The 26,249-nt window shown below is 60.1% G+C and carries 23 protein-coding genes and 1 pseudogene; 9 read left to right on the top strand and 15 right to left on the bottom strand.

What is annotated here, in order from left to right; genetic code table 11:
• The first annotated feature begins 133 nt into the window (after positions 1–133).
• The 6 genes and pseudogenes from gtdA (at position 134) to M0D64_RS28110 (ending at position 5,290) form a co-directional block, all read left to right on the top strand.
• Entirely contained in the window at positions 134–1,198 is a 1,065-nt protein-coding gene (gtdA, locus tag M0D64_RS28085; protein ID WP_266260126.1) for a gentisate 1,2-dioxygenase, read from the top strand.
• Positions 1,199–1,226: 28 nt separating this feature from the next.
• Positions 1,227–1,934 carry a fumarylacetoacetate hydrolase family protein gene (locus tag M0D64_RS28090; protein WP_266260127.1) on the top strand — a complete coding sequence of 236 codons (708 nt, stop codon included), beginning with the start codon at positions 1,227–1,229 and terminating at the stop codon, positions 1,932–1,934.
• On the top strand, positions 1,934–2,581 hold the full coding sequence (maiA, locus tag M0D64_RS28095) for a maleylacetoacetate isomerase (protein ID WP_266260161.1): 648 nt from the start codon (positions 1,934–1,936) through the stop codon (positions 2,579–2,581). The genes M0D64_RS28090 and maiA overlap by 1 nt, the downstream gene beginning before the upstream one ends.
• 50 nt (positions 2,582–2,631) lie before the next feature.
• Positions 2,632–3,869 (top strand): annotated as a pseudogene (locus tag M0D64_RS28100) (3-hydroxybenzoate 6-monooxygenase).
• 112 nt (positions 3,870–3,981) lie between these two features.
• Positions 3,982–4,680 carry an IS6 family transposase gene (locus tag M0D64_RS28105; protein ID WP_266260162.1) on the top strand — a complete coding sequence of 233 codons (699 nt, stop codon included), beginning with the start codon at positions 3,982–3,984 and terminating at the stop codon, positions 4,678–4,680.
• Positions 4,681–5,062: 382 nt separating this feature from the next.
• Positions 5,063–5,290 carry a hypothetical protein gene (locus tag M0D64_RS28110; RefSeq protein WP_266260128.1) on the top strand — a complete coding sequence of 76 codons (228 nt, stop codon included), beginning with the start codon at positions 5,063–5,065 and terminating at the stop codon, positions 5,288–5,290.
• A 234-nt stretch (positions 5,291–5,524) separates the two neighbouring features.
• Here the strand turns inward: M0D64_RS28110 and M0D64_RS28115 are convergent, their stop codons facing one another.
• From M0D64_RS28115 to M0D64_RS28145, 7 genes are all read right to left on the bottom strand, one after another.
• Positions 5,525–7,021, bottom strand: a complete 1,497-nt coding sequence (locus M0D64_RS28115) for an efflux transporter outer membrane subunit (RefSeq protein WP_266260129.1) — start codon at positions 7,019–7,021, stop codon at positions 5,525–5,527.
• 17 nt (positions 7,022–7,038) lie between these two features.
• Positions 7,039–10,143, bottom strand: a complete 3,105-nt coding sequence (locus M0D64_RS28120; RefSeq protein WP_266260130.1) for an efflux RND transporter permease subunit — start codon at positions 10,141–10,143, stop codon at positions 7,039–7,041.
• Positions 10,144–10,159: 16 nt separating this feature from the next.
• A complete protein-coding gene (locus M0D64_RS28125) occupies positions 10,160–11,281 on the bottom strand; it encodes an efflux RND transporter periplasmic adaptor subunit (RefSeq protein WP_266260131.1) in 1,122 nt (373 codons plus the stop codon).
• A 421-nt stretch (positions 11,282–11,702) separates the two neighbouring features.
• Positions 11,703–13,097, bottom strand: a complete 1,395-nt coding sequence (locus M0D64_RS28130; RefSeq protein ID WP_171928550.1) for a heavy metal sensor histidine kinase — start codon at positions 13,095–13,097, stop codon at positions 11,703–11,705.
• A complete protein-coding gene (locus tag M0D64_RS28135) occupies positions 13,094–13,765 on the bottom strand; it encodes a heavy metal response regulator transcription factor (protein WP_154565339.1) in 672 nt (223 codons plus the stop codon). Before M0D64_RS28135 ends, M0D64_RS28130 begins: the two co-directional genes overlap by 4 nt.
• A 673-nt stretch (positions 13,766–14,438) precedes the next feature.
• Positions 14,439–14,690 carry a hypothetical protein gene (locus M0D64_RS28140; protein ID WP_166618277.1) on the bottom strand — a complete coding sequence of 84 codons (252 nt, stop codon included), beginning with the start codon at positions 14,688–14,690 and terminating at the stop codon, positions 14,439–14,441.
• 265 nt (positions 14,691–14,955) lie between these two features.
• Positions 14,956–15,777: an aldo/keto reductase gene (locus M0D64_RS28145; RefSeq protein WP_266260133.1), complete on the bottom strand. Its 822-nt coding sequence runs from the start codon at positions 15,775–15,777 to the stop codon at positions 14,956–14,958.
• 151 nt (positions 15,778–15,928) lie between these two features.
• On the opposite strand from M0D64_RS28145, the gene M0D64_RS28150 reads away from it, so the two are divergent.
• Both M0D64_RS28150 and M0D64_RS44930 read left to right on the top strand, forming a co-directional pair.
• Positions 15,929–16,873, top strand: a complete 945-nt coding sequence (locus M0D64_RS28150; protein ID WP_266260134.1) for a LysR family transcriptional regulator — start codon at positions 15,929–15,931, stop codon at positions 16,871–16,873.
• Between the two features lie 59 nt (positions 16,874–16,932).
• On the top strand, positions 16,933–17,430 hold the full coding sequence (locus tag M0D64_RS44930; protein WP_367619664.1) for a class I SAM-dependent methyltransferase: 498 nt from the start codon (positions 16,933–16,935) through the stop codon (positions 17,428–17,430).
• Here the strand turns inward: M0D64_RS44930 and M0D64_RS28155 are convergent.
• Genes M0D64_RS28155 through M0D64_RS28185 form a run of 7 tightly spaced genes read right to left on the bottom strand, consistent with a single transcriptional unit; the run spans position 17,378 to position 23,743 of the window.
• Positions 17,378–17,617, bottom strand: a complete 240-nt coding sequence (locus M0D64_RS28155; RefSeq protein ID WP_266260136.1) for a hypothetical protein — start codon at positions 17,615–17,617, stop codon at positions 17,378–17,380. The two genes, M0D64_RS44930 and M0D64_RS28155, sit on opposite strands and share 53 nt — an antisense overlap.
• Positions 17,595–19,136, bottom strand: a complete 1,542-nt coding sequence (locus M0D64_RS28160; RefSeq protein WP_266260137.1) for an amidohydrolase family protein — start codon at positions 19,134–19,136, stop codon at positions 17,595–17,597. The genes M0D64_RS28155 and M0D64_RS28160 overlap by 23 nt, the downstream gene beginning before the upstream one ends.
• Positions 19,137–19,165: 29 nt before the next feature.
• Positions 19,166–20,047 carry a carbon-nitrogen hydrolase family protein gene (locus M0D64_RS28165; protein WP_266260138.1) on the bottom strand — a complete coding sequence of 294 codons (882 nt, stop codon included), beginning with the start codon at positions 20,045–20,047 and terminating at the stop codon, positions 19,166–19,168.
• On the bottom strand, positions 20,044–20,856 hold the full coding sequence (locus M0D64_RS28170; protein ID WP_266260139.1) for an ABC transporter ATP-binding protein: 813 nt from the start codon (positions 20,854–20,856) through the stop codon (positions 20,044–20,046). Before M0D64_RS28170 ends, M0D64_RS28165 begins: the two co-directional genes overlap by 4 nt.
• 1 nt (position 20,857) lies before the next feature.
• The gene (locus tag M0D64_RS28175) at positions 20,858–21,757 is read right to left on the bottom strand and encodes an ABC transporter permease (RefSeq protein WP_266260140.1); all 900 of its coding nucleotides are present in this window, start codon (positions 21,755–21,757) and stop codon (positions 20,858–20,860) included.
• Entirely contained in the window at positions 21,754–22,815 is a 1,062-nt protein-coding gene (locus tag M0D64_RS28180) for an ABC transporter substrate-binding protein (protein ID WP_266260141.1), read from the bottom strand. Before M0D64_RS28180 ends, M0D64_RS28175 begins: the two co-directional genes overlap by 4 nt.
• Before the next feature lie 10 nt (positions 22,816–22,825).
• A complete protein-coding gene (locus M0D64_RS28185) occupies positions 22,826–23,743 on the bottom strand; it encodes an ABC transporter substrate-binding protein (protein ID WP_171928555.1) in 918 nt (305 codons plus the stop codon).
• 553 nt (positions 23,744–24,296) lie between these two features.
• On the opposite strand from M0D64_RS28185, the gene M0D64_RS28190 reads away from it, so the two are divergent.
• Entirely contained in the window at positions 24,297–24,953 is a 657-nt protein-coding gene (locus M0D64_RS28190) for a GntR family transcriptional regulator (RefSeq protein WP_266239211.1), read from the top strand.
• A 12-nt stretch (positions 24,954–24,965) separates the two neighbouring features.
• Here the strand turns inward: M0D64_RS28190 and argE are convergent, their stop codons facing one another.
• Positions 24,966–26,162 (bottom strand): acetylornithine deacetylase, encoded by a 1,197-nt coding sequence (gene argE, locus M0D64_RS28195; protein ID WP_266260142.1) that lies wholly within the window; start codon positions 26,160–26,162, stop codon positions 24,966–24,968.
• Positions 26,163–26,249: the final 87 nt, after the last annotated feature.

Below are 26,249 nucleotides of genomic sequence, written 5' to 3' on the forward strand. Positions count from 1 at the left end.
ATACAGCCGTCGAGACAGGTCGCAAGCGTGCTATCGGCGTATCCGATAGGGCATATAGGCTGACCTTTATGGACAAGTCCGGAGCGCCTTTCCTAGACTGGCATCAACCAAAACGAAGCCATCAGGAGACGCGATGAACGCGCCATATGCCTTTCACGAACCTGCCCCCACGCGGCAAGACTTCTATGACCGGATTCGCGGTCTCAACCTGACGCCGTTGTGGGAATCGCTGCATAGCCTCGTGCCGCGAGAGCCCAGATCGCCCGCCACGCCGACGCTATGGCGTTATCGCGATGTCCAGCCGTACTTGATGCAGTCAGGGCAACTGATCACGGCGGAGGAGGCCGTGCGACGCGTCCTCGTACTGGAGAATCCTGGACTCCCCGGGTTGTCTTCGATTACTCAGTCGCTCTACGCCGGACTGCAGCTCATTCTTCCCGGTGAAGTTGCGCCGTCACACCGGCACGCACAGTCAGCCTTGCGATTCATTGTGGACGGCAAAGGCGCTTACACCACGGTCGACGGCGAGCGAACGCTCATGCACCCGGGTGACTTCATCATTACGCCGTCGTGGGCCTGGCACGATCACGGCAACGAAGGCATCGACGGCGTATCCGAACCGGTCGTCTGGCTCGACGGCCTGGATATTCCCATGCTGCGTTTCTTCGATGCTGGTTTTGCAGAAAACGATACTGAGCTCTCGCAGCGCGTGACCCACCCGGAAGGCAGCACCTTTGCGCGCTTTGGCTACAACATGGCGCCGGTCAAGAACGTGGGTGCGCTCGCCAATTCACCGATCTTCAACTATCCATACGCCCGCAGTCGAGAGGCGCTCGACACCCTGAAGCGCACCGACGCAGTCGACGCCTGGCATGGACACAAGCTGCGCTACGTGAACCCGCTGACAGGCGGGTCTCCGATGCCTACCATCGCCACGTTTCTTCAATTGCTGCCGGCGGCCTTCGCGGGCAAGCGTCATCGCGCGACCGACGGCACGGTCTATTGCGTTGTGGAAGGCCGCGGCAGCGCCGTCATCGATGGACAGCGTTTTGAATTCGAGCCACACGACGTGTTCGTCGTGCCGTCCTGGGCGGAGCTGCGGCTCTCGTCCATCGACGACGCAGTGCTGTTCAGCTTCTCCGACCGGCCATTGCAAAGCGCTGCATCGATCTTGCGCGAAGCCTTTTTGGACAACTGAACCGCATACATCTTCTAAGGAAAACACCATGCAATATGTATTCGAACCCGCTGCACCGGTTGGCTTGATGGTTGAAGGAACAGAAGACCGTCTTCCGGTACGACGCGTTTATTGTGTCGGCAGGAACTATGCGGCGCATGCACGTGAGATGGGTTTCGACCCGGATCGCGAACCGCCATTTTTCTTCTGCAAGCCAAATGACGCGGCCTCGATCGTTCCGGTCGAAGCGGGAAAAACCGCCACGATTCCTTATCCGCCGCAAACGTCGAACTTTCACTTCGAGATCGAACTTGTTGTCGCGATCGGCAAGGCGGGAAAGGACATCGAGGTCGATAAGGCGCTGGAGCATATCTATGCATACGGAGTCGGACTGGACATGACGCGGCGCGATCTGCAAATGAAAATGCGCGAGCAGGGGCGCCCTTGGGAAATCGGAAAAGCATTTGATTTCTCGGCACCCGTCGGACCGTTGCGCAGAATCGCTGATATCGGACCGCTCGCATCCGCTGCAATCGCGCTCGAAGTCGATGGCACGGTGCGCCAGAAAAGCGACATCTCGCACCTGATCTGGTCGGTAGAAGAGACCATTGCGAATCTCTCGTCGCTGTTCGAATTGCAGCCGGGTGACCTTATTTTTACGGGTACGCCGGAAGGTGTGGGCGCGGTCCAGCGCGGAGAGACCATGACGGGAACTATCGAAGGGTTCCCGCCGCTCAAGGTGCGAGTCGCATCATGATCACGCTCTATAACTATTTTCGTAGTTCCGCTTCATATCGCGTGCGAATCGCACTTGCATTGAAGGGCTTGAGCTACGAATACATTCCCGTGCATCTCACCCGCGGGGGTGGGGAGCAATTCAATGCGGCCTATCGAGAGCTCAATGCGGACGCGCTCACGCCGACGTTTGTTGGTGAAGAAGGCCAGTTGCTCACGCAGTCGCTTGCGATTGTCGAATACCTTGATGAAACGTATCGTGATCCGCCGTTACTTCCTGCGTCGGCCGTCGATCGAGCGTACGTGCGCTCGCTGGCATTGCAAGTTGCATGCGAGATGCACCCGTTGAACAATCTCCGGGTTCTTGCATATCTGAAGCAAACGCTTGAAGTCAGCGACGAACAGAAAAGCGCGTGGTATCGGTACTGGATCGATCTCGGGTTTTCATCGCTCGAGAAAAAGCTCTCGAGCGACAAGCGCACGGGTCTGTTTTGCTTCGGCGATACCCCAACAATCGGCGATCTTTGTCTGGTGCCGCAGGTTTTCAATGCCCAGCGCATGCTCGTTCCACTTGACTCGTACCCGACCATCGTCCGGATCGCCTCGCACGCTTTAACCCTCGACGCCTTCAAAAAAGCAGAGCCCGCCGCGCAGATAGACGCGGCGTAACAGGCCTCGGCCGTCGATGTTTCTTATACGCATGAAATGAAGGAGACACCATGAACATGCTACATCCCCGAGCGACCAATGTGCTTGTTGCCGGCGCCGGAATTGGCGGCCTTGCTACGACGCTTGCGCTTGCTCAACGAGGACTGTCGGTAGATCTCATTGAGCAGAGTCCTCACATCGGGGAAATCGGAGCAGGGCTGCAGCTGGGGCCCAACGCGTTCGCCGCGCTCGATGCACTTGGGGTCGGCGAAGCCGTTCGGAAAACGGCTGTTTTCACCGAACGTCTGGTCATGATGGATGCGGTTGACTGCAGTGAAGTCGCCTCCGTTCCGGTCGGCGAAGCATTTCGTACGCGCTTCGGCAATCCCTACGCTGTCACGCACCGGGCTGACTTGCATACCGCATTATTCGATGCGGTTCGAGAGAATCCGCTAGTCCGCGTGCATACCGGTGCCCGCATCGCCAATGTGACGTTCGACGAACGTACAGCACACGTCGAAACTGACTCGAATCGGGTGTTTCAGGGCGCGGCGCTCATTGGTTGCGACGGCGTCAAATCGGTCGTCCGATCGGTAATCGTTGGCGATGAACATCGCGTCTCGGGCCATGTGGTCTATCGTGCGGTGGTGCCCTTGGAGCAAATGCCGGAAGACCTGCGCATGAATGCGCCGGTGGTCTGGGCCGGTCCGCATTGTCACCTGGTCCACTATCCATTGAGAGGCGGTCGCGAGTACAACCTGGTCGTCACGTTTCATAGTCGCGACAAGGAGGTCTGGGGTGTGAGCGACGGCAGCAAGGAAGAGGTGTTGTCTTACTTCGAGGGCGTTCACCCGCGCGCGCGGCAGTTGCTGAACTGTCCGACTTCCTGGCGCCGCTGGAGCACGGCGGATCGCGACCCCGTCGATACCTGGAGCAAAGGCTGCGCGACAGTGTTGGGCGACGCCGCTCACCCGATGATGCAGTACCTCGCACAAGGAGCATGCATGGCGTTGGAAGATGCCGTCACGCTTGGGGCAGCGATCGACGAAACGGACTTTGATTTTCCGGCGGCGCTCTGTTTGTACGAAAGAGCGCGTGTTGCACGCGCAGCTCGTGTCGTGCTGTCGGTGCGCGAAATGGGGCGTATTTATCACGCCGCGGGCGTCGAACGGCTCGTTAGAAATGCGCTTTGGACAGGCCGCAAGCAGGAGCGATTCTATGACGCGATGGATGGCTCTACGGTTGGCAGCCTGCTCACTGCCTCGACGATGCGTCCAACTTGATTCGGCCCGCGGAAGTGGTTGCGTAAAAGCACATTCGCCATTCGATGCCGGCGACAGCAATTGATGTCTCTGACTGGTTCTGTCGCAATAAGGCGGTCCGCTATGATGTGCGGAACAAGATTAATGACTAAAAGCTTGATGAAGACGCTGAATCCGGCCGTGGCTCGAGTGCTCAAACGCCTGCATTACCCACTTGATGTAATCCTGACGTGCGTGCGTTGGTACGTGTCTTATGCGCTAAGCCTGCGAAACCTGGAAGAAATGATGGAGGAGCGAGGCATCTCGGTCGATCATTCAACCGTGCATCGCTGGGCCCTCAAGCTGTTGCCGGTGCTGGAGAAAGCGTTTCGCCGTCACAAACGCCCTGTCGGCAAGAGCTGGCGCGTCGACGAGACCTACATTAAGGTCAAGGGCCAATGGAAATACCTGTATCGCGCCGTCGACAAGGACGGTAACACCATCGATTTTCTGTTGCGGGCCCATCGGGATAAGGCCGCGGCGCGCCGGTATTTCGAAAAATCGATCGCCCAAAATAGCGAACCCGAGACGGTGACGATCGACAAAAGTGGCGCCAATCTGGCTGCGCTGGAAGCCATCAACGCCGCGCGCGAAACGCCCATCAAGATCCGCCAGACGAAGTACCTGAACAACGTCATCGAACAGGACCACCACGCGATCAAGCGGCGCACCCGACCCATGCTCGGGTTCAAGAATTTTCGGTGCGCCCGCATCCTGCTTGGTGGCATCGAGGTGGCGCACATGATCGCCAAGGGGCAGATGAAAGACAACGGCGCCCGACAAATTCCTGCTGAGCAGTTCTATTCGTTGGCTGCATAGGTAGTCCTGTTCACATCAGACTTTGCTCACCTTGAAATCGTTATCGCGACAAAGCCGCCTACAACGTGACAACCCCCACGTGTGTTCAGGTCGCCGGACAGTTGACCGTTTTCACATGCATGTCTTGGCAGGGATATGCGTGTGGCCGGCGCGGCGTTTCGTTGCGAGCGGAGGAGTAGGCCGCTCCATTCGGCGAATCTGCGCACCCTGCGATCGATGCGATCGATGCGAGCAGAGCCGAGATGACAATCAGACGGTTTAATGTAGGTAGTCGCGATAACATCAATTGAACCCCAATGGACTGAGTTGACGGACCGCGTCGATTGTTTCCACTGTCGAAAAAGATCGACGATTCCGTTTTTTCCATTGTTGCGTCGTACGCATGAACCCGACATGGCCCGAAAATGACCTTTTGGTAATGTGTGACGTGACCTGGCAGGCTGTTGAAAAGCATCTTGTGGCCGTCGTCCGCAGAGGGGTAAACGCCATCGAATACGACAACATGGTGCACAACGTTGTGTCCATCGATGCCATTCTCGCGGATAGCAGCGAGGCGCGCTTCGAGTCGTTGAAGAGTCCCGCACACGGTGCGCGTCTCGAGCGGAGATGATTTATCAAAACCTCATATGGGCTCCGTGTGACGCGTGCAGGGTCCGCGGATACAAGCAGAGGGGCGATTTCACATGCATATTCTGATTGCGGCAGGGCACGCCAGCGTAGTCGACTACTGTGCCATCCGATGTCTGTCGGTTCGAGGTGAGATGGCGCGATTGCGACTGGGTCGCGCAACCGGCTAGCACGATCGCAAACGCAAAAATTGTACAAAGTCGTTTCATGATCTGTTTTATCGCGGTTGGTTTGACGGGAACGTCGAGACGAGTGAATCGGACCGATTCCACCAGCCGCCGCCCACGGCCTGGAACAAGGCTGCGGTATCCGCCAGTCTGGCGGCCCTTGCCTGTATCGACGCAATGCGCGCCATTTGCCAGGTCTGCTCCGCGCTCAGCACTGACAGATAAGACGCTTCGCCTGAGCGCAGCTTTTCACGTTCGATAGCCACACTGCGCGAGGCAGCCTGCTCCGCATTGACGGTCGCCTGCAACGTCTTCGCGTCCGCCTGCACGCTCTGCAATACATCGGCAACGTTCTGAAATGCGTTGATCACCGTTGAGCGGTATTGGGCGCTGGCCTGATCGAATGCCGCCTGCGCCGCGCGCTGGCGATGCAGCAGCGCTCCACCCTGGAAGATCGGCTGGGCGACCTTCCCGACAATGGTGAAGAACTGGTTGTACGGCGTAAATGCGTTCGCGATGGCACTGGGCGAAGTTCCCAGGGCGGCTGTCAACGAAATTTGCGGCAACCGATTGGCGATCGCGACACCCACCTGCGCGCTAGCCGCATGCAATGCCGCAGACGCGGCAAGAATGTCGGGCCGGCGCTCCACGAGGGTCGATGGCAGACTGACGGGAAGATCCTCGGGTAGGTGCAAGGAGGACAGGTCGAAATCGGCCGCGACATCCTCGTTCGGAAAGCCGCCCATGAGCGCGATCAACGCGTCGCGCTGCAGCGCCAGTTGTTTCTCGAGCGGCGGTATCGCGGCCTGCGCCTGCGCAAGCACTGCTTTCTGTTGCAGGACGTCCGCCTCGGCAATTTCACCGAGCATGCTTTCGCGCCGGAGAATGTCGAGGAGTTCGACATGGGCTTTGATCACCTCCTGCTGCGCAGCGATCTGCCCGCGCAGCGAAGCAACGTTGAACGCTGCAAGCGCGAGATTGCTGCTCAACGTCAGATAGGCCGCTTCCAGTTCGAAACGCTGATTGTCGGCTTGCGCGGATACTGATTCGATCATGCGGCGATTCAAGCCGAATGCGTCGAGTGAATACGACACGGTCAGCTCGCCCGTGTAGAGCGAGTAAATGCGCTGGTTGTTCGCGGCGACGGGTGCAAGGCTCGCCGTGGCCGTTTCATTTCTGCTGCCTGACGCGTCGACGCCGATGCTCGGAAAGAGCGTCCCCCTCTGGCTCAGCATGTTCTCACGGGCCACGGCAAGCGCGGACTGTGCGGCAGCGATGGTTGGGCTCGCCTTGAACGCGCGGTCGATCATCGTGTTGAGCTCCGGCGACTGGAACAGCGTCCACCATTGGCCCGGAATATCGCCGCCAACAGCGAATTGCTGCGCCTCTCCCACTGCGCCGGGGGCCGCAGCGGTCTTCGAAGGCAGCGGAGCCTGCGTGTAACCCGCGCCGCTTGGGGCGGCCGGCTGCCTGAAGTCAGGACCTACCGCGCAGGCCGCCAGCAGTAGTGGCATCAACAGCGTGGATGAACGTTTGAGAGCGATCACGTTATAGCCTCCTTCTATCATTCTGCGAATTGCGTTTCGCGCTCGGGGACGTGCGCAAGACGCGCCGTGCTTTTGCGGCGATCGAACCAGGGATAAACGGTTGGCAAAACCAGCAGTGTCAGTAAGGTCGCCGACACGAGACCGCCAATGACGACTGTCGCAAGTGGACGCTGAACTTCCGCCCCGGAGCTCATCGAGAAGGCCATCGGCAGGAAGCCGAGGCTCGCTACGGTTGCCGTCATGAGGACAGGCCGCAGCCGGGTCGCGGCAGCGTGTTTCGCAGCCTCGACGGCACTCAGGCCGCGAGCGCGCGATTCGACGATGCTGCTGACCAGCACGACGCCGTTGAGCACGGCAATACCGAAGAGCGCGATAAAACCGACCGCAGCGGAAATACTGAACGGCAGCCCGCGTATCCAGAGGGCGAAAATGCCGCCGATTGCTGCAAACGGCACGTTGCAGAAGATGAGCGCTGCAAGGCTGGCACTGCCGAACATCAGGTAGAGCAACGCAAAGATCGTGACAAGCGAGATGGGCACCACGACGTAAAGGCGCGCCATTGCGTCCTGCAGGTTCTTGAAGCTGCCGCCCCACGAAACCGTATAGCCGGGCGGAAGCTTGACCTGCGTCTCGACCGCACGTTGTGCGGCGACGACGAAGCCGGCGAGGTCGCGCCCTCGCACGTTGGCCTGAACGAGGATGACGCGCCGGCCCTCTTCGCGTTCAATGGTCGATGGTCCCGGCTCCATGCGGATGTCCGCCACCTCCGACAACGGCACTTCACGGCCATCGCCATTGCTGATGCGTAGCGCACCGATTCGCGTCACATCGTTGCGATCCTGCGACTGCATGCGAACCCGGATGCTGAACTGGCCCTCACCGTCGACAATCGTCCCAACCGTGCGCCCGCCCAGCGACTGAACCATATCGAGCACCTGGCTAGCATTCAGCCCGTACCGGGCAACCGCGTCGCGCCTGACGATGACACGCACGTAAGGCTGGCCTATCGTCTGCTGCGCCTGTACATCAGCCGCGCCCGGCACTCGTGAAATCACGGCCGCCACCCGCTCGCCCGTATCGTGCAGCGTTTGCAGATCGTTGCCATGAATCTGCACGGCAACATCGGCCTGAACGCCCGCGATCATGTCGTCCATGCGCATCTGGATCGGTTGCGCCCAATTGAGCGCCAAGCCCGGAACAGCGCGATCCAGCGCCGCGGAGTACTCGGCGACGAGCCCGTCCTGGGTTTGCGCCGTCTTCCACTCGGACTGCGGCTTCAGCATGATGAAGGTGTCGCTTTGCTCCACGCCCATCGGGTCGGTCGGAATCTCTGAGCTGCCGCCGAGCGTGACAGCCGACTGCACTTCGGGAAAGTGCATCAGCGTGCGTTCGACCATGGTTTGCGCCTGGACCGCCGACGGCACGGAAATGCCGGGCAGCTTCGTCGTCGTGACGGTCAGCGCCCCTTCGTCCAGGCGCGGTAAAAATTCAGCGCCCAGCCTCGTGGCGGCGAAGGCCGCGACCGCGAGCAACGCGACGGCGAGCCCCATCGTCAGCGCAGGCTGTTGCGCGGCACGCGCGAGAATCGGCTCATAGCGCAGGCGCACCCAGTGAAGGATGCGGCTCTCACGCTCTGCGACCTTGCCGCGCAGCAACAGGCTAGCGAGCACCGGCATGACCGTCAGCGTGAGGACGAGCGACGCGAGCAGCGCGAAGATAACGGTCATCGCCATCGGCCGGAACATTTTGCCTTCAATACCCTGAAGGCTCAGTATCGGCAGGTAGACGGCCGTGATGATGAGGACCGCGAACGTCACAGGCCGGGAGACTTCTTTTGCTGCCTCCTGCACGAGCGGGCGTAACGGCTGATTCGGCGCTTCGGAACGCCGCCGCACGACGTTTTCGATCATCACCACTGCACCGTCGACAAGCAGGCCGAAATCGATCGCGCCGAGACTCATCAGATTGCCCGACATTCCCGTACCGTACATGGCGATGACGGCGACGAGCATCGACAGCGGAATCGCCATTGCGACGATCAGCCCTGCACGCGCATTCCCGAGCAGCAAAAGCAGCACCGCGATGACGAGCACGGCACCCTCGACCATGTTGTGAGCGACCGTATGCAGCACCCGGTCCATCAGGTCCGCACGGTTGTAGTAGGGCGCAACCTCCACGCCGGGCGGCAGCGTCCGGTTGATCTCCTTGATTGCGTCCTGCACGCGCTGTGCAACGACGCGCGTGTTTTGCCCGATGCCCATCAGCACGACGCCGACGACGGCTTCGCCTTTGCCGTCACGCGTGACCGCGCCGAGCCGAGGCATTGGCGCTTCGTCGATATGCGCCACGTCATGAACGTAAAGCGGCGCACCGCCCGCAGCGGTACGAAGCACGATGTTGCCGATGTCGGTCGTGTTACGCAGCAACCCCTCGCCGCGGATGATCGATTCTCCGCCGTTGTGCTCGATTGTCGCGCCGCCTGTTGCGCCGTTGTTCATCTGAACGGCATTGAAAATGTCGCCGACCGACAGGCCATAACGCGTGAGCGCATTGTCGTCGACCTGCACTTCGTAGGTCTTCAGGAGGCCGCCGTTCACATTTACGTCGACCACGCCTTCCACCTGGCGCAGCTTCGGTGAGATCTGCCAGTCGAGCAGTGTGCGCAACGTCATCAGCGACTGGCCGTGGCCACGTACCTGAAACTGATAGATCTCGCTCAGGCCATCCGACAGCGGCCCCATCTGCGGCGCGCTGGTGCCGGGTGGAAGCTGTATCGTCTGCAACCGCTCACCGATCAGATTGCGGTCGAGGTACAGGTTCGTATCGTCGGCGAATCGCACGTAAATTACGGAGAGACCGTAACGCGAAATTGAGCGCAGGCTCTGCATGCCAGGCAAGCCCTGCAGCGCGAGCTCGACTGGCGCCGTGATCGAGCGCTCGACATCGACCGGCGCGAGCCCGGGCGCCTGGGTCGTCACCAGCACCTGCTGCGGCGAGATGTCCGGCTCCGCATCGAAAGGCAGCCGTTGCATGCTGTATAGCCCGGCTACAATCAGGACGGCAACGAGAATCAACACGGCGGCGCGATTTCGCAGTGCTGCCTCGACAAGTTTGGTAATCATGGCATACGCTCGCGGATTAGCCTTCGTCTGGAATGGAGCCCTTCATGAGCGCAGCCTTCAGCCAGTAGCTGCCGTCGGCGACGACGGACGTGCCGGCCGACATGCCACTGAGAATCTGCGTCATGCCGTCGGCGGCGTAGCCGGTGCGAACGGCGCGCCACGTGAAACGGCCGTTGCCGGAAGGAATGAATACGGCTGTCTGTCCATTCACATCCTGGAGCGCCGTGTCGGGCACAAGCGTCGTGTCCCGACCGAGCGGCGACTGGATCTCGACCGTGCCGAACATGTTTGCGCGAAGTGCGCCATCGCCGTTAGGCAACTCGCAGCGGACCGCTACGGTGCCGGTGTTGATGTCGACCTGGTCGGCGACATCGATGACACGGCCGGTGAACTGTCGATTGCCATACGCATCAATGTGGACAAGCACCGTTTGACCGGGGCGTACGTCTGCGGCCTCGCGCTCAGGGACGTTGGCTTGGACCCACATTGTCGAAAGATCGGCCAGCGTCGCAATCGGCGACGACGTGTCGACTATGTCGCCGGCGGCCGCGCCCACGTTGCTGATGACACCGTCGAACGGCGCGACGAGCGCACCTAACGAATCGCCCGGGCTCAGTCGGGCCAGCGTGGCCGTTCCATTGCTTCGATTCGCCGGCGCACCGATCGGCATCAGGCGCTGCTGCATGCCCTGCCACTTCTGCAGGTCTGCTTGCCGCGACTTCAGCATGGCCTGTGCATTGACCACGGCAGCACGGCGGCGGTCGAGCTCGCTCTGCGCGATACCGCCTCCGGTGACGAGCTCGGTGCCGCGCTGCAGTGCTGCATTGGCCGCATCGGCTGCAGCCCGCGCGTCCGCCACCGCGGCGGACGCGCTTGCGACCTGACTACGTACGTCGCTCAAGTCGAACTCGTCGAGCGTGGCGAGCCGTTGCCCCGCACGCACATGGTCACCCGCGGCGACATCGATAGCAACGACCCTTGCCTTTGAAGGAGAGCCTAGCTGCGCGAGCCGCTTCGCGTTGAATGCGACAATGCCGGTAGCGGCAATGGTATGCACACCGGGCCGAAGCTCCGCTTTCGCGAACTGCAATTTGACGTTCGCGAGCGCCTCGGGTGAGAGGTTTACGGTAGTGGGCAACGGCGGAGCCTGATCGACTGCCGTAGCTGGCAGCGCTGACTCGGTAGCCGCGGGGGAAGTCCGCGAGTGAAGGGAAAGCAGGGCACCGCAAAGAATGAGGATGCCCGCTCCCCCGACAGACAGCTGCAGACGCTTGCGATAGCGAATGTTCACGATAGCTCTCGATGTTTGAACAGACCTTAGGACTCTGAGGTATGGCGACGGCTTCCCTCAGTGCTGGAGAGCGTATTGTCGTGTTGCGCGTCTGATTACGAGGTGGCGGGAAGATGTCATTTCGGACACCTTGGGAAGGCACGCGCAGAATGCGCCGTTGGCTTGCCGACGGAAGGCGGACGCGGGCGCGCCATCTTGCGCGGTTCAGCTAACGGAACTCTGGGAGAAAAGGATGCCGCGTGATTGCGCGGAACGGCGACTCAGGGTGTCACGCGGTAACGGAAGGAAAGTAAAGCGTGAAGGTCGTCAAGCCGGCGCGGCTCACGACGTCGACTCGGCCACGATGCAACTCCATGATCGATCGTACGATGGCGAGGCCCAGCCCCATGTTCTTCGCCGACCCTTGCCGCGCAGAATTGATACGATAAAAGCGGTCGAAGATCTTGCCGATATGCTCCGGCGGGATGGTTTGACCGTTATTCGTGACTTCCACGGCGACGTACTCGCCAGACCGGTAGGCACGCAGCGCGATCTCCGATTCGGCGTCGGCATGCGCAAGCGCGTTCGATACGAGGTTGCTGACGGCGCGTCGAAGCATCGACGGATCGGCGCGAACCTGGATTGCGCCGTCGATGCCGAAATGGACGCCCTTGTTTTCGGCCACTCCTTCAAAGTACGAGGTGAGCCTTGCGAACTCTTCATGGCAATCGAGTACGTCCAGCCGAAGCGGTTCCTTTGAGTGGTCCGCTCGCGCGAGGAACAGCATGGTCTCGATCATCCGTTGAAGGCGCTGGCATTCTTCGATGTTCGAGTCGATAAGCGCTTCATATTCCTCGGTGGATCGCTGACGCGAAAGCGTGATTTCGGATGCGCTGATCATGTTGGCGAGCGGCGTGCGCATGTCGTGCGCCAGATCGGACGAGAACTGCGAGAGTCGCTCAAATGCACGTTGAAGCCTGTCGAGCATCCGGTTCACTGGACCCGCGATGTCATGGAGTTCGACGGGACCACCGCCTATATCGAGGCGCTCGCCAAGATTGTGGGCTTCGATGCGCGAAATTCGCTGGCCGATGGTTTTGACCGGAGACAATCCCCGCTTTGCGATGGCGTAGCCAAGCAAACCCATCAGCGCGGAACCACCGAGGAGCACGAGCCATACATCGCCTTGATACTCGCGAAGAACGGAGTCGCGCGTCGCCGCTTCATGTGAGAGCAGCACGCGTATCGCTTCGCCTGAAGGCAGCGTTTCGTCGCCGAATACGCAGCGCGAAGGCCCGATGGACGGGGGAGAGCATGAATAAGGCTGTTGTTCTGCCGGATTGCCCGACCCAATCGACCGCAAGCGCTGGTCCCGCCGGCCCGAGTCGGCCAATACCCTTCCTTGACTATCCAGTATGGCGAATGAGATTGCGGGATGCGCGAGCAATTCCTCTCGAAACAGGTCGCTATTGCTGCCAATCGCCTCCGCCGAGCCGTATCTGCGAGCGGCCGCCAGAAACTCGTCGAGCTTGACCGAAATCTCGCTGTCGTCGCGTTGCCTGAGTTGGCTGGAGAGCGAATGATAGAGGAGGCCGCCGGCCATCGAGAGCACCAATATGGCGACGATGGTAAACGCGAGACTCAGACGCCTGAGCAGCGAGTACGCTCCATCCACGGCAGTCATGGTCGCTCTTCCATCACATAGCCCATGCCACGGACCGTATGGATTAGTTTCTTCTCGAATGGGTTGTCGATCTTTGTGCGCAGACGTTTGACAGCCACTTCAACAACGTTCGTATCGCTGTCAAAGTTCATGTCCCAGACCTGTGACGTGACGATTGTGCGCGTGACCACTTCGCCCTGCCTCTCGGCGAGCAGTTTCACAAGCGTGAATTCCTGCGCAGTCAGGTCGATGCGTACGTTCCCGCGACGCACACGGCGCCTGACGAGGTCGATTTCCATATCGCCGACACGCAGCACGGTGTCGACCGATTGCGTGGGTCTGCGCAGCACCGCGCGAATTCGCGCAAGAAATTCGGAGTAGACGAACGGCTTCGCCAGATAGTCGTCCGCCCCTGATTCAAGTCCGGCGACCTTGTCTTCGACCGCATCGCGCGCGGTCAGGAGGAGCACAGGTGTGCGTTTTTGCGCGCGTAAGCGCTTGAGCACCTCAAACCCGTCGAGGCCCGGGAGCATGACGTCGAGTACGATGAGATCGTAGTCTTCATGGAGCGCGAGAAACAAACCGTCGTTGCCATCGTTAGATACATCGACGATGAAGCTTGCCTCCATTAAGCCTTTGCGAAGGTACGAGGCCATCTTCGGTTCGTCCTCGACGATCAGGATACGCATGATGAAAACCCTCTCGCACAGCAAGTCGTGCATTCAATGCAGATAGTACATGACGCTAATTGCGTCTGCGCAGCGTATCGCGCTGAGGCAGAGTCAATCAAATGCCGATACTGGCAACTCTCTTGGCATCGCCTCGGCAGTGCTCTTCGAAACGGCAGACAGATAATTATAGAAAGACATCCTTGCGTCAAGATGGACGGGAAATGACAAAAAAGTCATGAATCGGGACACTTATCCGGTCATGGCTCAAGCGTAGTTGACGACGATAAAGCAGGGACAGGGGCTGGTGGCAATATTACGGCTCCAGTGCCGCAATGAGGCCTGTCCGCTGTCGCAATCAGACTGACATTCGCGATTGGGCGCTTGCGGCAGGGGCATGATGGTGACCGTCAATCACCGCCACCATCGCGTTGTTGTCACTCGTCACTACGTCTGGTACGAAAAGCCAAACGCATAAATTCACGGCTTTCCGGCCTCGGAGTCAGCCACACAACCAATTTTCTGTCGACAGTTCGTCGGCCTATTGCGACACGTGTGACCTGCCCGCTGTCGTGTTCGGTGAACGTCCGCGTCTCGTAGATGCAAGGAACAAGTGGTGGCTCACTCCGGGCATCCAGATCCAAACATGACGTCGATGTAATGCAAGCGTCAGGACACCGGGATTAAGCCAGCCTTAAAAAGCAGAATGAGCAGTTGCTCGCGGTGCCGCCGCACGCTGCGCCGCCTGCTCCTGTGCGTGCTGTTTCGCGAGATGGTGACCGACAATACATCCGCCTACCGCGCCGACCACCGCGTGATGACCGGCGTAATGACCGGCCACACCACCGACGACAGCGCCCTTAAGGCAACCGGCGGCGTTTGCCGTTCCGACGCTTGCAAGAAGGAGTGCTGCTGCGACCAGCCTGAATTTGCTTCCAGTTTTCATGTTGTTTGTACGCGTGTGTCGGGGCCCAACCCGAGTTGGAGGCGGGTTGCTCAATTTCAACCTTCCGTTTCGCCGCTCTGAAGTAGTAGGGTTGTTGCTTCCGAGGCAATGTTTCGCGTGAGTTGAAATTGATTGCCGCAATCGACGGCGGTTCACGCGAGAGTCTGAAGTTCTGTTAAACGGATGTCGATGAATCAACTTCGATCGCGCACCAGAGCCGCGGCGATGACTAGCGGACGGACTGCCTGCGGTGCGAAGACAACGGTTACGCGTCCCATTCCGGCGCGAACGGCGGAGTGACGAAACGGTGGTTCTTCGGCAACACCGCAATAGCGTGCCGGTCATCATCGTCGAGTTTCACCGCCAGCGCGTCGAGATTGGATTTCTGACTTTCGCGGCGTTGAGCCTTAGGAATAACGGCCACCCCGTCCTGTTCCAGAAGCCACGCAAGAGCAACCTGGGCAGCGGTCACGCCATGCTTGACGCCGATTCCCTGAAGTACGGGGTCGCTCGCTGCCCTGCCTTGTGCAAGCGGGGCATAGGCGACGAGTGGAATGCCTTTCTGGCGCAAGTAGCTCAGCATTTTCGACTGGTCTAGAAACGCGTGGTATTCAATCTGGTGGCAGGCGATGGGTGCGCCGATTTCCTCGATAGCTTTTCGCAGCATCGTCATGTTGAAATTGCACACACCGATTGAGCGGACTGTGCCGTTCTGCAGAAAGCCTAGCATTGTCTCCATGATGGCGCTGAGGTCCATGTCACGCGACGGCCAATGCACCATGTACAGGTCAACATAGTCGACACCGAGCTTTCCGAGGCTGGCGTCCAGCGCGCGCCGGAGGGACTCCGGCTTGAGGTTCTCGTGCCATACCTTGGTCGTCAGATGCAGTTGCTTCCGTGCGAGACCCGACGCGGCAATTGCGGCGCCTACAGCTTCCTCGTTCTGATACATCTCGGCAGTGTCGATGTGTCGATATCCGAGCTCCAGCGCGCTTTCGACTACCGGCTGGCAGCCGCCACCCGGCATACGGTATGTGCCAAATCCGAGGCGTGGCAGTTCAATTCCCTGTGTCTTCAAAGTTTCCATTGATGCATTCCCAAGCCGGTTCAGGTCTGCAGCGAAGGCCGCCGCAGCGTTCAGGAGGACAATTTCTCATTTTTTGATTGTTGAATAAAGTATGTGCTGCTCAAATCACTCGTGATTAAACTATCTAAATGAGACGAGCATTGGAGAGGGCATGACGTTTGATGGTCGCTTGTTTTCTGGCATCACCGTACTTGCCGCAGTCGCGGAGAGCGGCAGTTTCGTGCGCGCAGCAGACGCTCTCGGATTGTCGCCATCGGGCGTTAGCCGTGCTATTTCACGTCTCGAGAAGCGGGTAGGCGTGCGGCTGCTTGACCGGACGACGCGCTCACAGACGCTGACCGACGAAGGGAGGCGTCTATTTGACGCGGTTGGCCCGCATCTGACAGGCATCGAAGAGGCGGCTTCGGCGGCATCGGGTTCAGCGAATGTTGTGCAGGGAAAGCTTCGTGTGAACGTTGACCCGTTCTTTTCAAGGACGGTGCTGGCGTCACGACTGCCAGATTTTCTGGCACACCATCCTGACCTTTCGCTCGAACTCATCATGCGCGACGACGTCGGCGACCTCGTGGCAGATGGATTTGACCTTGCGGTGCGCTTTGGGCCCCCGCCGATGGGAACATTGATTGCGCGCAAGCTACTCGAGACGCGCATCATTACGGTCGCGTCTCCATGGTATGTGGCTGAGCACGGGAAGCCAGGAAATCCGCAGGAGGTGGGCAAACATGAGCGAATCATGTTTTATAACCCGGTCACGGCCAAGCCCTTTGAGTGGGAGTTCCATCGGGGTAAGAAGGTCACGGAGATACCCGCAGAGGGCCGCCTCCTCGTGTCGGACGTGGAAACCATGCTCGGCGCGTGTATAGCCGGCGCTGGCATCGCCCAGGTGATGGAGATTGGCGTCGAGCAAGCAATGCGTGATGGCTTGCTCGTGGACCTCTTCCCGGACTGGTCGGACGAAAGATTTCCGCTGTATGCACTCTTTCCATCCCGGCGCCATCGAGCTGCGAAAGTTGAGGCGTTCATCAATTTCTGCCTCGAGTCATTATCGGCAGCGGCACCCGTTGCGCACGTTCGACGTCGCAAGCAGGATCGTTGACAGCCAGGACATGGGTTTCGACCAGGTTGCCGATCATCCATGGACCAGGAAATCTGAACTTGCCGACTCCGTTCGCCGATTCATCATTCGATGCGGTCATCTCAGTGGACGTCATGGTTCATCTTCGTAACCGTGAAATGTTCTTCGATGAAATGGCGAGACTGTTGGTACCCGGCGGCAGGCTCTTGCTTACCGATGCTGGCGTTATCACCGGACCGATCTCCAACGAGGAGGTTGAGCGGCGAAGTTCCAACGGATACACGCAGTTTGTGCCTCCCGGAGGCAATGAGAATCTGCTCGGAGCTGCCGGAGGCGTGCTACGTGCAAGCTTTTGCATGAATTCCACCGCCGCAGCGAGGCAAACGCCGCCCACCACCAATATGGCGCCTATCCCACTTTCGAATCGATCAACGTCGCATCCAGCGGTCCGAAGTGCTCCACTACAACGGCGATTTCGGTCATGCCCAGCAGGATCGCCTCTGCAACCTGCGCTATCAGATCTGCTCAAGCCTGGCGCAGCAGTCCGGCAGGCCGTTCACCGAGGTTGCCGGACTTGATGCCTTCTTCGTCGTAGAAGGAAATGGTGACCGGATCGACGTCGCCTGACGCGTGCGGGAGCGGATGCAGCACTTTGGTCTCCGGCGCGGCGAAATATCGCTCGAACGACCGCTCGTCGCGCATATAGTCTGAAGTCAGAACTTCGGGGGCGTGAGTCTTCTGATCAAGTTCGTGACGAGGGAGCATAGAAGGGCTCGCGCTTGGGCGTCAGCGCAAAATATTCGCTGTAGAACGCCTTCACGTAAGGAAACACCGCTGAGCCCAATTCACGCTTGGCCTGATCCTGCGAGGCGCGTGGTTTCGCCAGTATCTGTTCGATCTCGCGCAGAATCGCATCGCGATCCACGCGGGTGAAGCGGCCTTCGTGATACACAACCTCGCCCTCGATCATCACGGTATCGACGGCATTCGTCTTGGCGCGCTGCATGAGTGCATCCAGCATAGGAATGTTGTCGTCCTGATACGGATACGTGGCGGTCCTCCAGTTCATCAGCACCAGATCGGCCAGACGTCCGTTTTCCAGACACCCGATTTGTGCGCCGAATGGGGTGGTTCGAGCGCCGTCCTCAGTGGCCATTTTCAATATCTGCGGGCAAGTCGGCACGTCATCGTCCATTCCCGGCGTGCGGTGTACGCGCAATGCGAGGCGCATCTCCTGCAACATGTCGCGGTCTTCGTTGATACCGGCTTCGTCGAGTCCCATGCCGACCGTCACACCGTATTTCGAAAACGCGTTCAGGGGTGCCACGCCACTGCGCAAGCGTAGATTCGAACTGCAGTTGTGGCAGATGCAGGTGCCGGTATGGGCGACCATTTCGATGTCTGCGTCCGTCAGCCACACGCCATGGCCAAGGGTTAGCGACGGACCGAGCAGACCGAGATCGTTCAGGTGCGCGACGGCCGTCTTGCCCGTTCGGCGGCGCGCGTATTCCTTCTGATAGGCGGTTTCGAGCAAATGCATATGCATCGGTACGCCGGCTTTGTCGGCGCGTTCCTTGATGGCAAGCAGTGTGTCATCGCTACACCAGTGCAGGTTAGCAGGCGCAAGCTGAATCCGAGTCAGCGATTGGCCTTCGTTGTCCTGCACTAGCATGTCGAACAACTGCAGATGGTCGGCCAGAGGGACCTGCTGCGCTTTCAGATGCGCAGCGAGCTTCGCTCCGATGTCCGCCGGCAGACGTTTAACGAAGTCTTCGTCGGCTTCGTAGACGAGCAGATTCTGCTCGCGCACGGCGAAGCTGTACGACGCGCGCATGCCGATGTCCTGATACGCTTTGAGAACGCCTGAAGCGGCTTCATGTATCGACGACAACGGACCCGGTCGCCAACCGTGGATGTGCTGCACAGTCGTAATGCCGGACGCGATCATTTCGAAGGCGGAGTACAGGGTATCGAGGTAAAGATCGATCTCGCGTGCACCCATCCGGCTTGCAAACCACAGTTCCAGCGCGTGGTCCGGAGAGCCATGTTGCAGCGGCGTCAGGCCGACGTGATGGTGACTGTTGACGAAGCCAGGCAGCAACACCGTATCGGGCGAGCCGAGACGCGGCACGTTCGGATACTTTGCGATCAGCTGTTGCGCATCGCCGATCTCGACAATCACGCCGTCGCGTTGATACAGCGCACCGTGGCGGATGATGTCGGCGGTGTGCCGGTTGGTAACGCCCTTCACGATCCACCCAGCGACAATCAATGTTTCGGACATGGTTGCTTTCACCTGAATAGAGGAATGGTTCAGAACGATGGCGTGTCATATAGATCGACACGCCGGTGGTCGAAGTAGGTCAGCTTTTCGCGGGTCGCCGCGATGTCTGCATGCGCGAGCGTCGCGCTGACGATGCCGGGCCCTTCGTTGCCGCGTCGGTGCGCGAGCACCGCGCCGCCGGCAGCGATCACACACGACTCGCCATAGTTGTCGATGCGCGCGCCATCGAGGAATTCGTCTCCAATCTTGTTGGCGCAAACAACCGCCAGCCCATTTTCCCGTGCGTGGGTGCGCAGTTCGCCGACGAAGAAATCCATATCGTCGCCCCCGGTGCCCGCGACGGGCACGAGGACGAGATCCGCACCGGCCGCACGCAGCGCGCGCCAGCATTCTGGAAAGCGGCGGTCGTAGCAGACCAGAACGCCGATGCGCCACGAGCCTACCTGCACCACGTGGAGTGCGTCGCCAGGCGTGAAGTGCGCGGCCTCGTCGTAGCCGGGCGGCGGGTCGTCGCCGACTGGCAGGTGAAGCTTGCGCGCAACCGGGCCGGCGCGCAGCGGCTTGCCGTTGGCGTCGAAGCCGAGCACGGCGTTGTGGTACCGGCCAGTCGCGGGATCGACTTCGTAGAACGGTACGAACAGGGTGACGCCACACTCCTTGGCCAGCGTGGAGCAGCGTGCGGCGAGGGGACCGTCGGCGGGCTCCGCCCAGTCACGATATTGCCCGCCCGGCGCGCTTGCGAAGTACGGCACCATGGAGAGTTCGGGCAAGACGATCAACTGGGCGCCTTCAGCGGCGGCGGCGCGCACGGCGGCAAATGCTGCGGCCTCGTTGTTGGCGAGGTCGGTCGTGCAGGGAGGCAATTGCAGTGCAGCGACGCGAAGTGTGCTGAGGGCTACCGACAAATTCATCGGACCCGCTCCTGCTCGGCGAAGGCGCGATCGACTTCATCGCGCATCAGGTCGGTCAAGTGGACGCTGAGATCGTGGAACGCGCGGCTGCGCGTGTCCCGCGGACGAGGCAGATCGACCGGAATGATGGTCTTGATGCGCCCGGGGCGTGCCGTAAACACGACGATACGGTCGGCGAGCGCAATGGCTTCGTCGATGTGGTGAGTGACGAACACCATCGACACGTTGCTTTGCTGCCAGACCTGGGTCAGGAAATCCTGCATCTTCGCACGCGTTTGCACGTCCAGCGCGGCGAACGGCTCGTCGAGTAGCAGTATCTCGGGTTTCAGCGCGAGTGCACGCCCCACTGCTACTCGCTGGCGCATGCCGCCCGAGAGCTGGTCGGGCCGTTTGTCGATGGCTTCGGACAAGCCGACGCGCTCGAGAATTTCCTCTGCGACACGCCGCCGGTTTTCCTTGGGCATGTGCTGCATTTTCAGGCCGAAGGTGATGTTTTCTCCCACGCTTAGCCACGGAAAGAGTGAGGCGTCCTGGAAGACGAGTCCGCGGTCCGTGCCCGGTTCGCGCACCTCCGCGCCACCGCACACGATGCGGCCGCTGGATACCTGTTCCAGTCCTGAGATCAGATAGAGGAGGGTGCTCTTGCCGCACCCGCTTGGGCCGAGGAACACGACGAATTCGCGGCGAGCGATATTCAGATCGATGTCACGCAAGGCAACGAACGGTGCTCCGTCTGTCTGCCATGTCTTGCCGACGCCCTTGCAGGTGACGAGCGGCGGTTGTACGGAAGCTGATTCATTCTGGCTCATATCATTTCCCCAGGCCGTTATTCGGAACCCAGAACAGCACCTTGCGCTGGACGATCCGCAACGCAACGTCGAAGGCAAAGCCAGTGATGCCGATCAGCGTCATCGTGAAGAACGACAGGCTTGAGTTGAAGGTATTGCGCGCGAGCATGACGACCTGGCCGAGCCCGCTGCCGACGCCAGTCGCTTCCGCCACCAGCACCACCATCCATGCGCCGAACAGGTTCATGCGCAGCACCATGAAGAGCGATGGCAGGATGGCCGGCAGAATCACATGGCGGAAAGTCTGCGCGCGCGTCGCGCCCATCACAGCGGCGACGTTGAGATGGGTGCGGCTGACGTTGTCGATCTGACTGATCGTCGAGACGGTCATGACGAAAAAAAGCGAGATGAACACCATGAATACAGCGGGTGCATTACCGATTCCGAACAGGAAGATCGCAACCGGCAGCCACGCGATCGGCGAAATGGGAGCCAGCAGCGTGATAGTCGGCAGGGTGAGGTTGCCGAACAGGCGGAAGTAGCGGATCGCGACGCCCATCGCCACGCTGCAGCCGAAACCCAGCACCAGGCCGCTTAACACCCGTAACGTCGTTGCGACGATGGTCATGGCGAGCGACTTCAGCGCTGTTGCGTTCGAAGTCTCGCCAATTACATCAGTCGGAATGAAGTACTGTGCTTGCGATGCGAAGTTGCGCAGGAAGATATGCGGCGGCGGCAACAGAAGCGGATCTGCCCAACCTGCGGCCCACGCCAGTTCCCATGCGGCAATGAAGCACGCCAGCGAGGCGACGCCCCAACCAAGTGGCACGAGTCGCCGGACAAGGTCGGAGCGTGGCCGGCCACTTGCTGCCGGGCGCACCACCCGCCGGTGCGCGAAGAGGGTCGTCGGATCGGCTTTCATGCGGATTTCAGCTTGAGCTGGCCATAGAGATCGCTGTTTTCCTTAATCACCTCATTGAGCGGCCCCCAGTCGAACATTTCGGGGCCGGGCAGCCGCTTGATGTAACGGAGATCCTTGAGGTTCTGCGCGCGCTGCAGGATGAAATTCTGGTTGCTTCGCTGATCGATCATTGCCGGCTGTTTCGAGGCCGCATCGAGTGTGGCGTCATAGCTCGTCTTGAAGTACTTCCCGACGGTGTCCTTGACAGCCGAGGCACGGTCCAGCTCTTCCTGATGCTGGGCGACCATCATTGCCTTGATCAGCGCCTTCACCGCATCGCGGTTTTCGTGTAGCAGCTTGCTGCGCACGGCGAGAACGCAGTCGCTGTAGTTCGCGCCGTAGACGTCAACGCCGTTCGAGAGTTGCACAGAGCCCGGCCTCGCTTTCAATGCCTGCGTTGCGTAAGGCTCGATGTGGCACATCGCATCGACGTTCCCGGCGATAAAAGCCTGCGCGAGTTCCGGCGACGTGCCGAAGTAGCGCACCTTGACGTCGGCGAAGCTCATTCCGGCTTTCTTCAGGTAGTCGTAGGGCAACATTTCGAGCGTATCTGCCTGGAATGTGCCGATGGTTTTGCCACGCAGTTGCGCCGCCGACGTGATGCCCGGCTGCGCGACGATTACGCAACCCTGCGCGCCCGAACCTGCGACGATCTTGATTGGTGCGCCGGCATCGTAGAGTGTCATGAAGTTGGTGTACGGAACGACGGACACATCCACCACGCCCGCGCCGAACAGCGCGGCGATGTCGGCGTTCGACGGCGTCGTCACGAAGTCGAGCGTGACGCCCTGCGCGAGATTGCGTTCCTTGACGAGAAAGAATGGGCAATTGCACAGACCCGTGCCGTGCGTCGCCTTGAGGGTCAGCCGGCCGGCCGCCATAGCCTGTGGAAGATAAGCACCACCCAACGCCGCGGCGCCGGCCAGGCACGCGCCGCGCATCAGAAATTCGCGTCGCGTGCTGCCGAGTTCGGTCAATGGGTAACCATCCGGGTCTTGCTGAACAAATTTCCTGAACATCGCGTGGTCCTTAGAGAGGTTGAACGGCAGATGGGGATATGAAAGTTTCCGCAGGCGACTGCGCAAGCGTTTGTGCCAGCAGGTCGAAGCTGAAGATCTCTCCGATCGAGCCAGAAACCTGCATTCGTCCGAGTGCTTCCAGCGACTGGGCACGCGCGAGAATGCACTCGCGAAGCGGGCGAATATCGATGATTGGCGGCTGCGCAGCGATGCCGGCCAGCAGTTCATCGAACGTGAATTCGGGGTAGCGGTGCGCGCTGGCGCGCAGGGCTTCGCGGGGATTGTTCGTGATCGCTTCCTGCGCATCGAGCATCGCGCGCAAGGCCGCGCGGATGATCTCAGGATGTGCGTCAAGAAAGCTCTTGCGGGCGACGAGCAATGTGTCGGGATAGTCGCCGCCCCATGCCTGCAAGCCGTCGCAAAGTACCTCGAAGCCGCGCATCCGAAGGCGGGAAATCCACGGTTCGATCAACGTCAGCGCCGCGAGGCGGCCGCTGGTCAGATCGTCGACCGCCTTGGCGAGCGATGGGTACAGCACGCGTTCGATCTGCACGGGGGCCATCCCGCGTACCCGCAGCGCATCGTGCAACAGGACTTCCATTGGATCGTCGGCGAAAGTCCCCACGCGCTGGCCACGCAGATCGCTCATCGAAAGGCCTGGCAGACCCATAAGCGCCATACCGAGCTTGCCACTGCCGCCGACAATTCGCAGCGGATCGGGCCGGGCATGATCGACCAGCGGCTGTGTAAAGCCTGTGGTGCCAAGGTCAGCCTCGCCGCTTCTCAGCAAGGCGGCGGTGGAACCGAACTGGGCCAGCGGCGGTGCTTCGACCTGCAGGCCATGGCGCTCGAACAGGCCGGCATCGACCGCTACGAACAACGCGAGATTAGAAAGCGCACTGCCGTGCGCGAGGAGCAGTTTTTGCATGACGGGTTCACGGGGGCGTCGGGAATCGCGTCGGCAGATGGGCTGCCGGATGCGAGGGCTTGGCCACGTTTTAGCGAAGACCGTGCCAGCGGGCATCGAGTTGTGTGCACTTTGATGGATCTCTTTGTTTACAGGATGATGGACATATTGTTTTATAAAATTATGGTTGTTTGTACACAATAATGCACCGACGAGCCTTCTGAAAATGCACCGCGATGTTGCCTAAAGGGCAATTTTGCACCGTCATGTCGCGCTAAGCACGCTCAATGGGCATCGCGTTGTGGACCCCTTTCCGGTGCGCTATAGGGAAGCAAATTCGCTTTCGCAGACGATTTGTTTTCGTTATGAAAATACAATTCGCCGTATAACTTGTGTGCAATATGGGCGATAATTCGCACTGTGACTGAGGTGTGCAGTCGGCGCAGTCAACCGCGCGCGTTGCCCTCATCGTGATCCAACTTACTACCAGGACCCTTTCATGCCGACTGATAAGAAGAGGGCAAAGACAGCCGACACTGAAGTGGCTGGCTCCTTTGACGGAGCTCATCGCCACGTGATTTACGAGCGCTTGATGAATGCGATTTCGGAGCATCGGCTGCAGCCTGGCACGAAGCTCGCCGAGGATCGGCTCGCCGCTATTTTTAGCGTGAGCCGCACCACGGTGCGCGCGGTGTTGCAGCAACTGTCGCACGAGCTTGTTGTGACCATCGTGCCGAATCGCGGCGCTTTCGTTGCGAGCCCGACGGTCGAAGAAGCGCGCGAGTTGTTCGAGGCGCGACGTCAGATCGAATTGCCGATCATCGAAAAGGTGTGCCGTTGCGCCACGAAGAAGGACCTGGCGCGTTTGCGCGCGCATGTGGCACAGGAAGACGAGGCTCGTAAGCGTGATGACCGGCGTGCCACGGTGCGGCTATCAGGTGAATTCCACGTGATGCTCGCGCAGGTGTCGGGTAACCGCTTCATCGAGCGGACCATGCGTGGCTTGCAGATGCTCACGTGCCTGACGATCCTGCTCTACAACGCGCCTACTGCGCAGGCGTGCCTGCACGACGAACACGCGCGTCTGATCGACGCAGTGGAAGCGGGCAACGTCAAGCTGGCGCAAAAGCTCATGGACGAACATCTCGATCATATCGAAGCGACCTTGCGGCTGCATGGACCGGAGGAAGAGAACGACGACCTGGAGGCTATCCTCGTTCACGGCCTGTGATGCCGATGCGATTCAGGGTGCCGTGAGCGTGTCGAGTACGCGCCGCAGAAACTGGTCGCATTCGGCCAGCTGCGAGAGTTCGACGGATTCGTCGGCCTTGTGCGCATCGTCGATGCTGCCCGGGCCACAAATCACCGTGGGGATTCCCGCTTGCGAGAACAGGCCGGCTTCGGTGCCGTAAGTCACCTTGCGTGTTTCAAAGTCATTGCACAGCGTGCGCACGAGTCGCGTGATGGCGGCTTGCTCAGCGCTGTCGAGCGACAACGTCGTGCCGACCTTTTCAAATGAGATCGCTGCGGCATCGGAGACTTCGCGCATCTGTGGTTCGAGTTCCTCGCGGGCATAGCGGGCGATCTGTTCAAAGAATCGTTCCGGATCTTCGGAGGGCAGATTGCGGTATTCGAAGAAGAACTCGCAATCTTCGGGAATCGTGTTGATTGCGACGCCGCCCTTGATCAAGCCGGTTTGCGCCGTCGAAAACGGTACGTCGAATGCGCGATCGAACGGGCCGTTGCGGCGCAGGGTATCGGCCGTATCGCGGATTCGGCAGATCAGGCGCGCGGCGTATTCGATCGCGTTGACGCCGCTCGGCGTGCGTGACGAATGGGCGGCCACGCCCTTCACGCAGCATCGGTAGGCGTTGTTGCCCTTGTGAGCGACGACGGGCCGCATGCTGGTCGGTTCGCCGACGATGCAGCCTGCCGGCCGGATGCCGCGTTCCGCGAGTTCAGTCAGAAGCAGGGGCGCACCGAGACAGCCGACCTCCTCGTCGAAAGAGAAGGCGAAGTGAACAGGCTCGCGTAGCCGGCGCTTCTGGATGTCGGGCAACAGGCCGAGCGTCACTGCGATAAAACCTTTCATGTCGCACGAGCCGCGGCCGTAGAGCCGATCGCCGCGGATGGTCGGATCGAAGGGATCACTTGACCAGTTCTGGCCGGTTACGGGAACGACATCGGTGTGCCCGGACAGCACGACGCCGCCATTCGTCTCCCCGTTAAAGGCCGGCAGTGTCGCGAACAGATTTGCTTTTTGCCTGGCCCTGTCATAGACCAGCAGCGTTTCTATCTGATGGGCTCGAAGGCGGTCCCGGATCGCTTCGATCAGGCCGAGATTCGAGCGGCTGCTCGTCGTATCGTAGCGAATCAGTTCGTCGGCCAACGCGAGATAGGCGGGGCGTTCGTTAGTGTTCAGTGTTGGCTTATCAAACATCACGTGTGCCGTCGGGCCCTCCGAATAACATCGAACGATTGTAGGCGGACGAAATTCGCAATGTGTACGTCAACGTATGCGGCCCCG

The sequence above is a fragment of the Paraburkholderia sp. WS6 genome (assembly GCF_030464835.1).
Classification (GTDB): domain Bacteria; phylum Pseudomonadota; class Gammaproteobacteria; order Burkholderiales; family Burkholderiaceae; genus Paraburkholderia; species Paraburkholderia madseniana.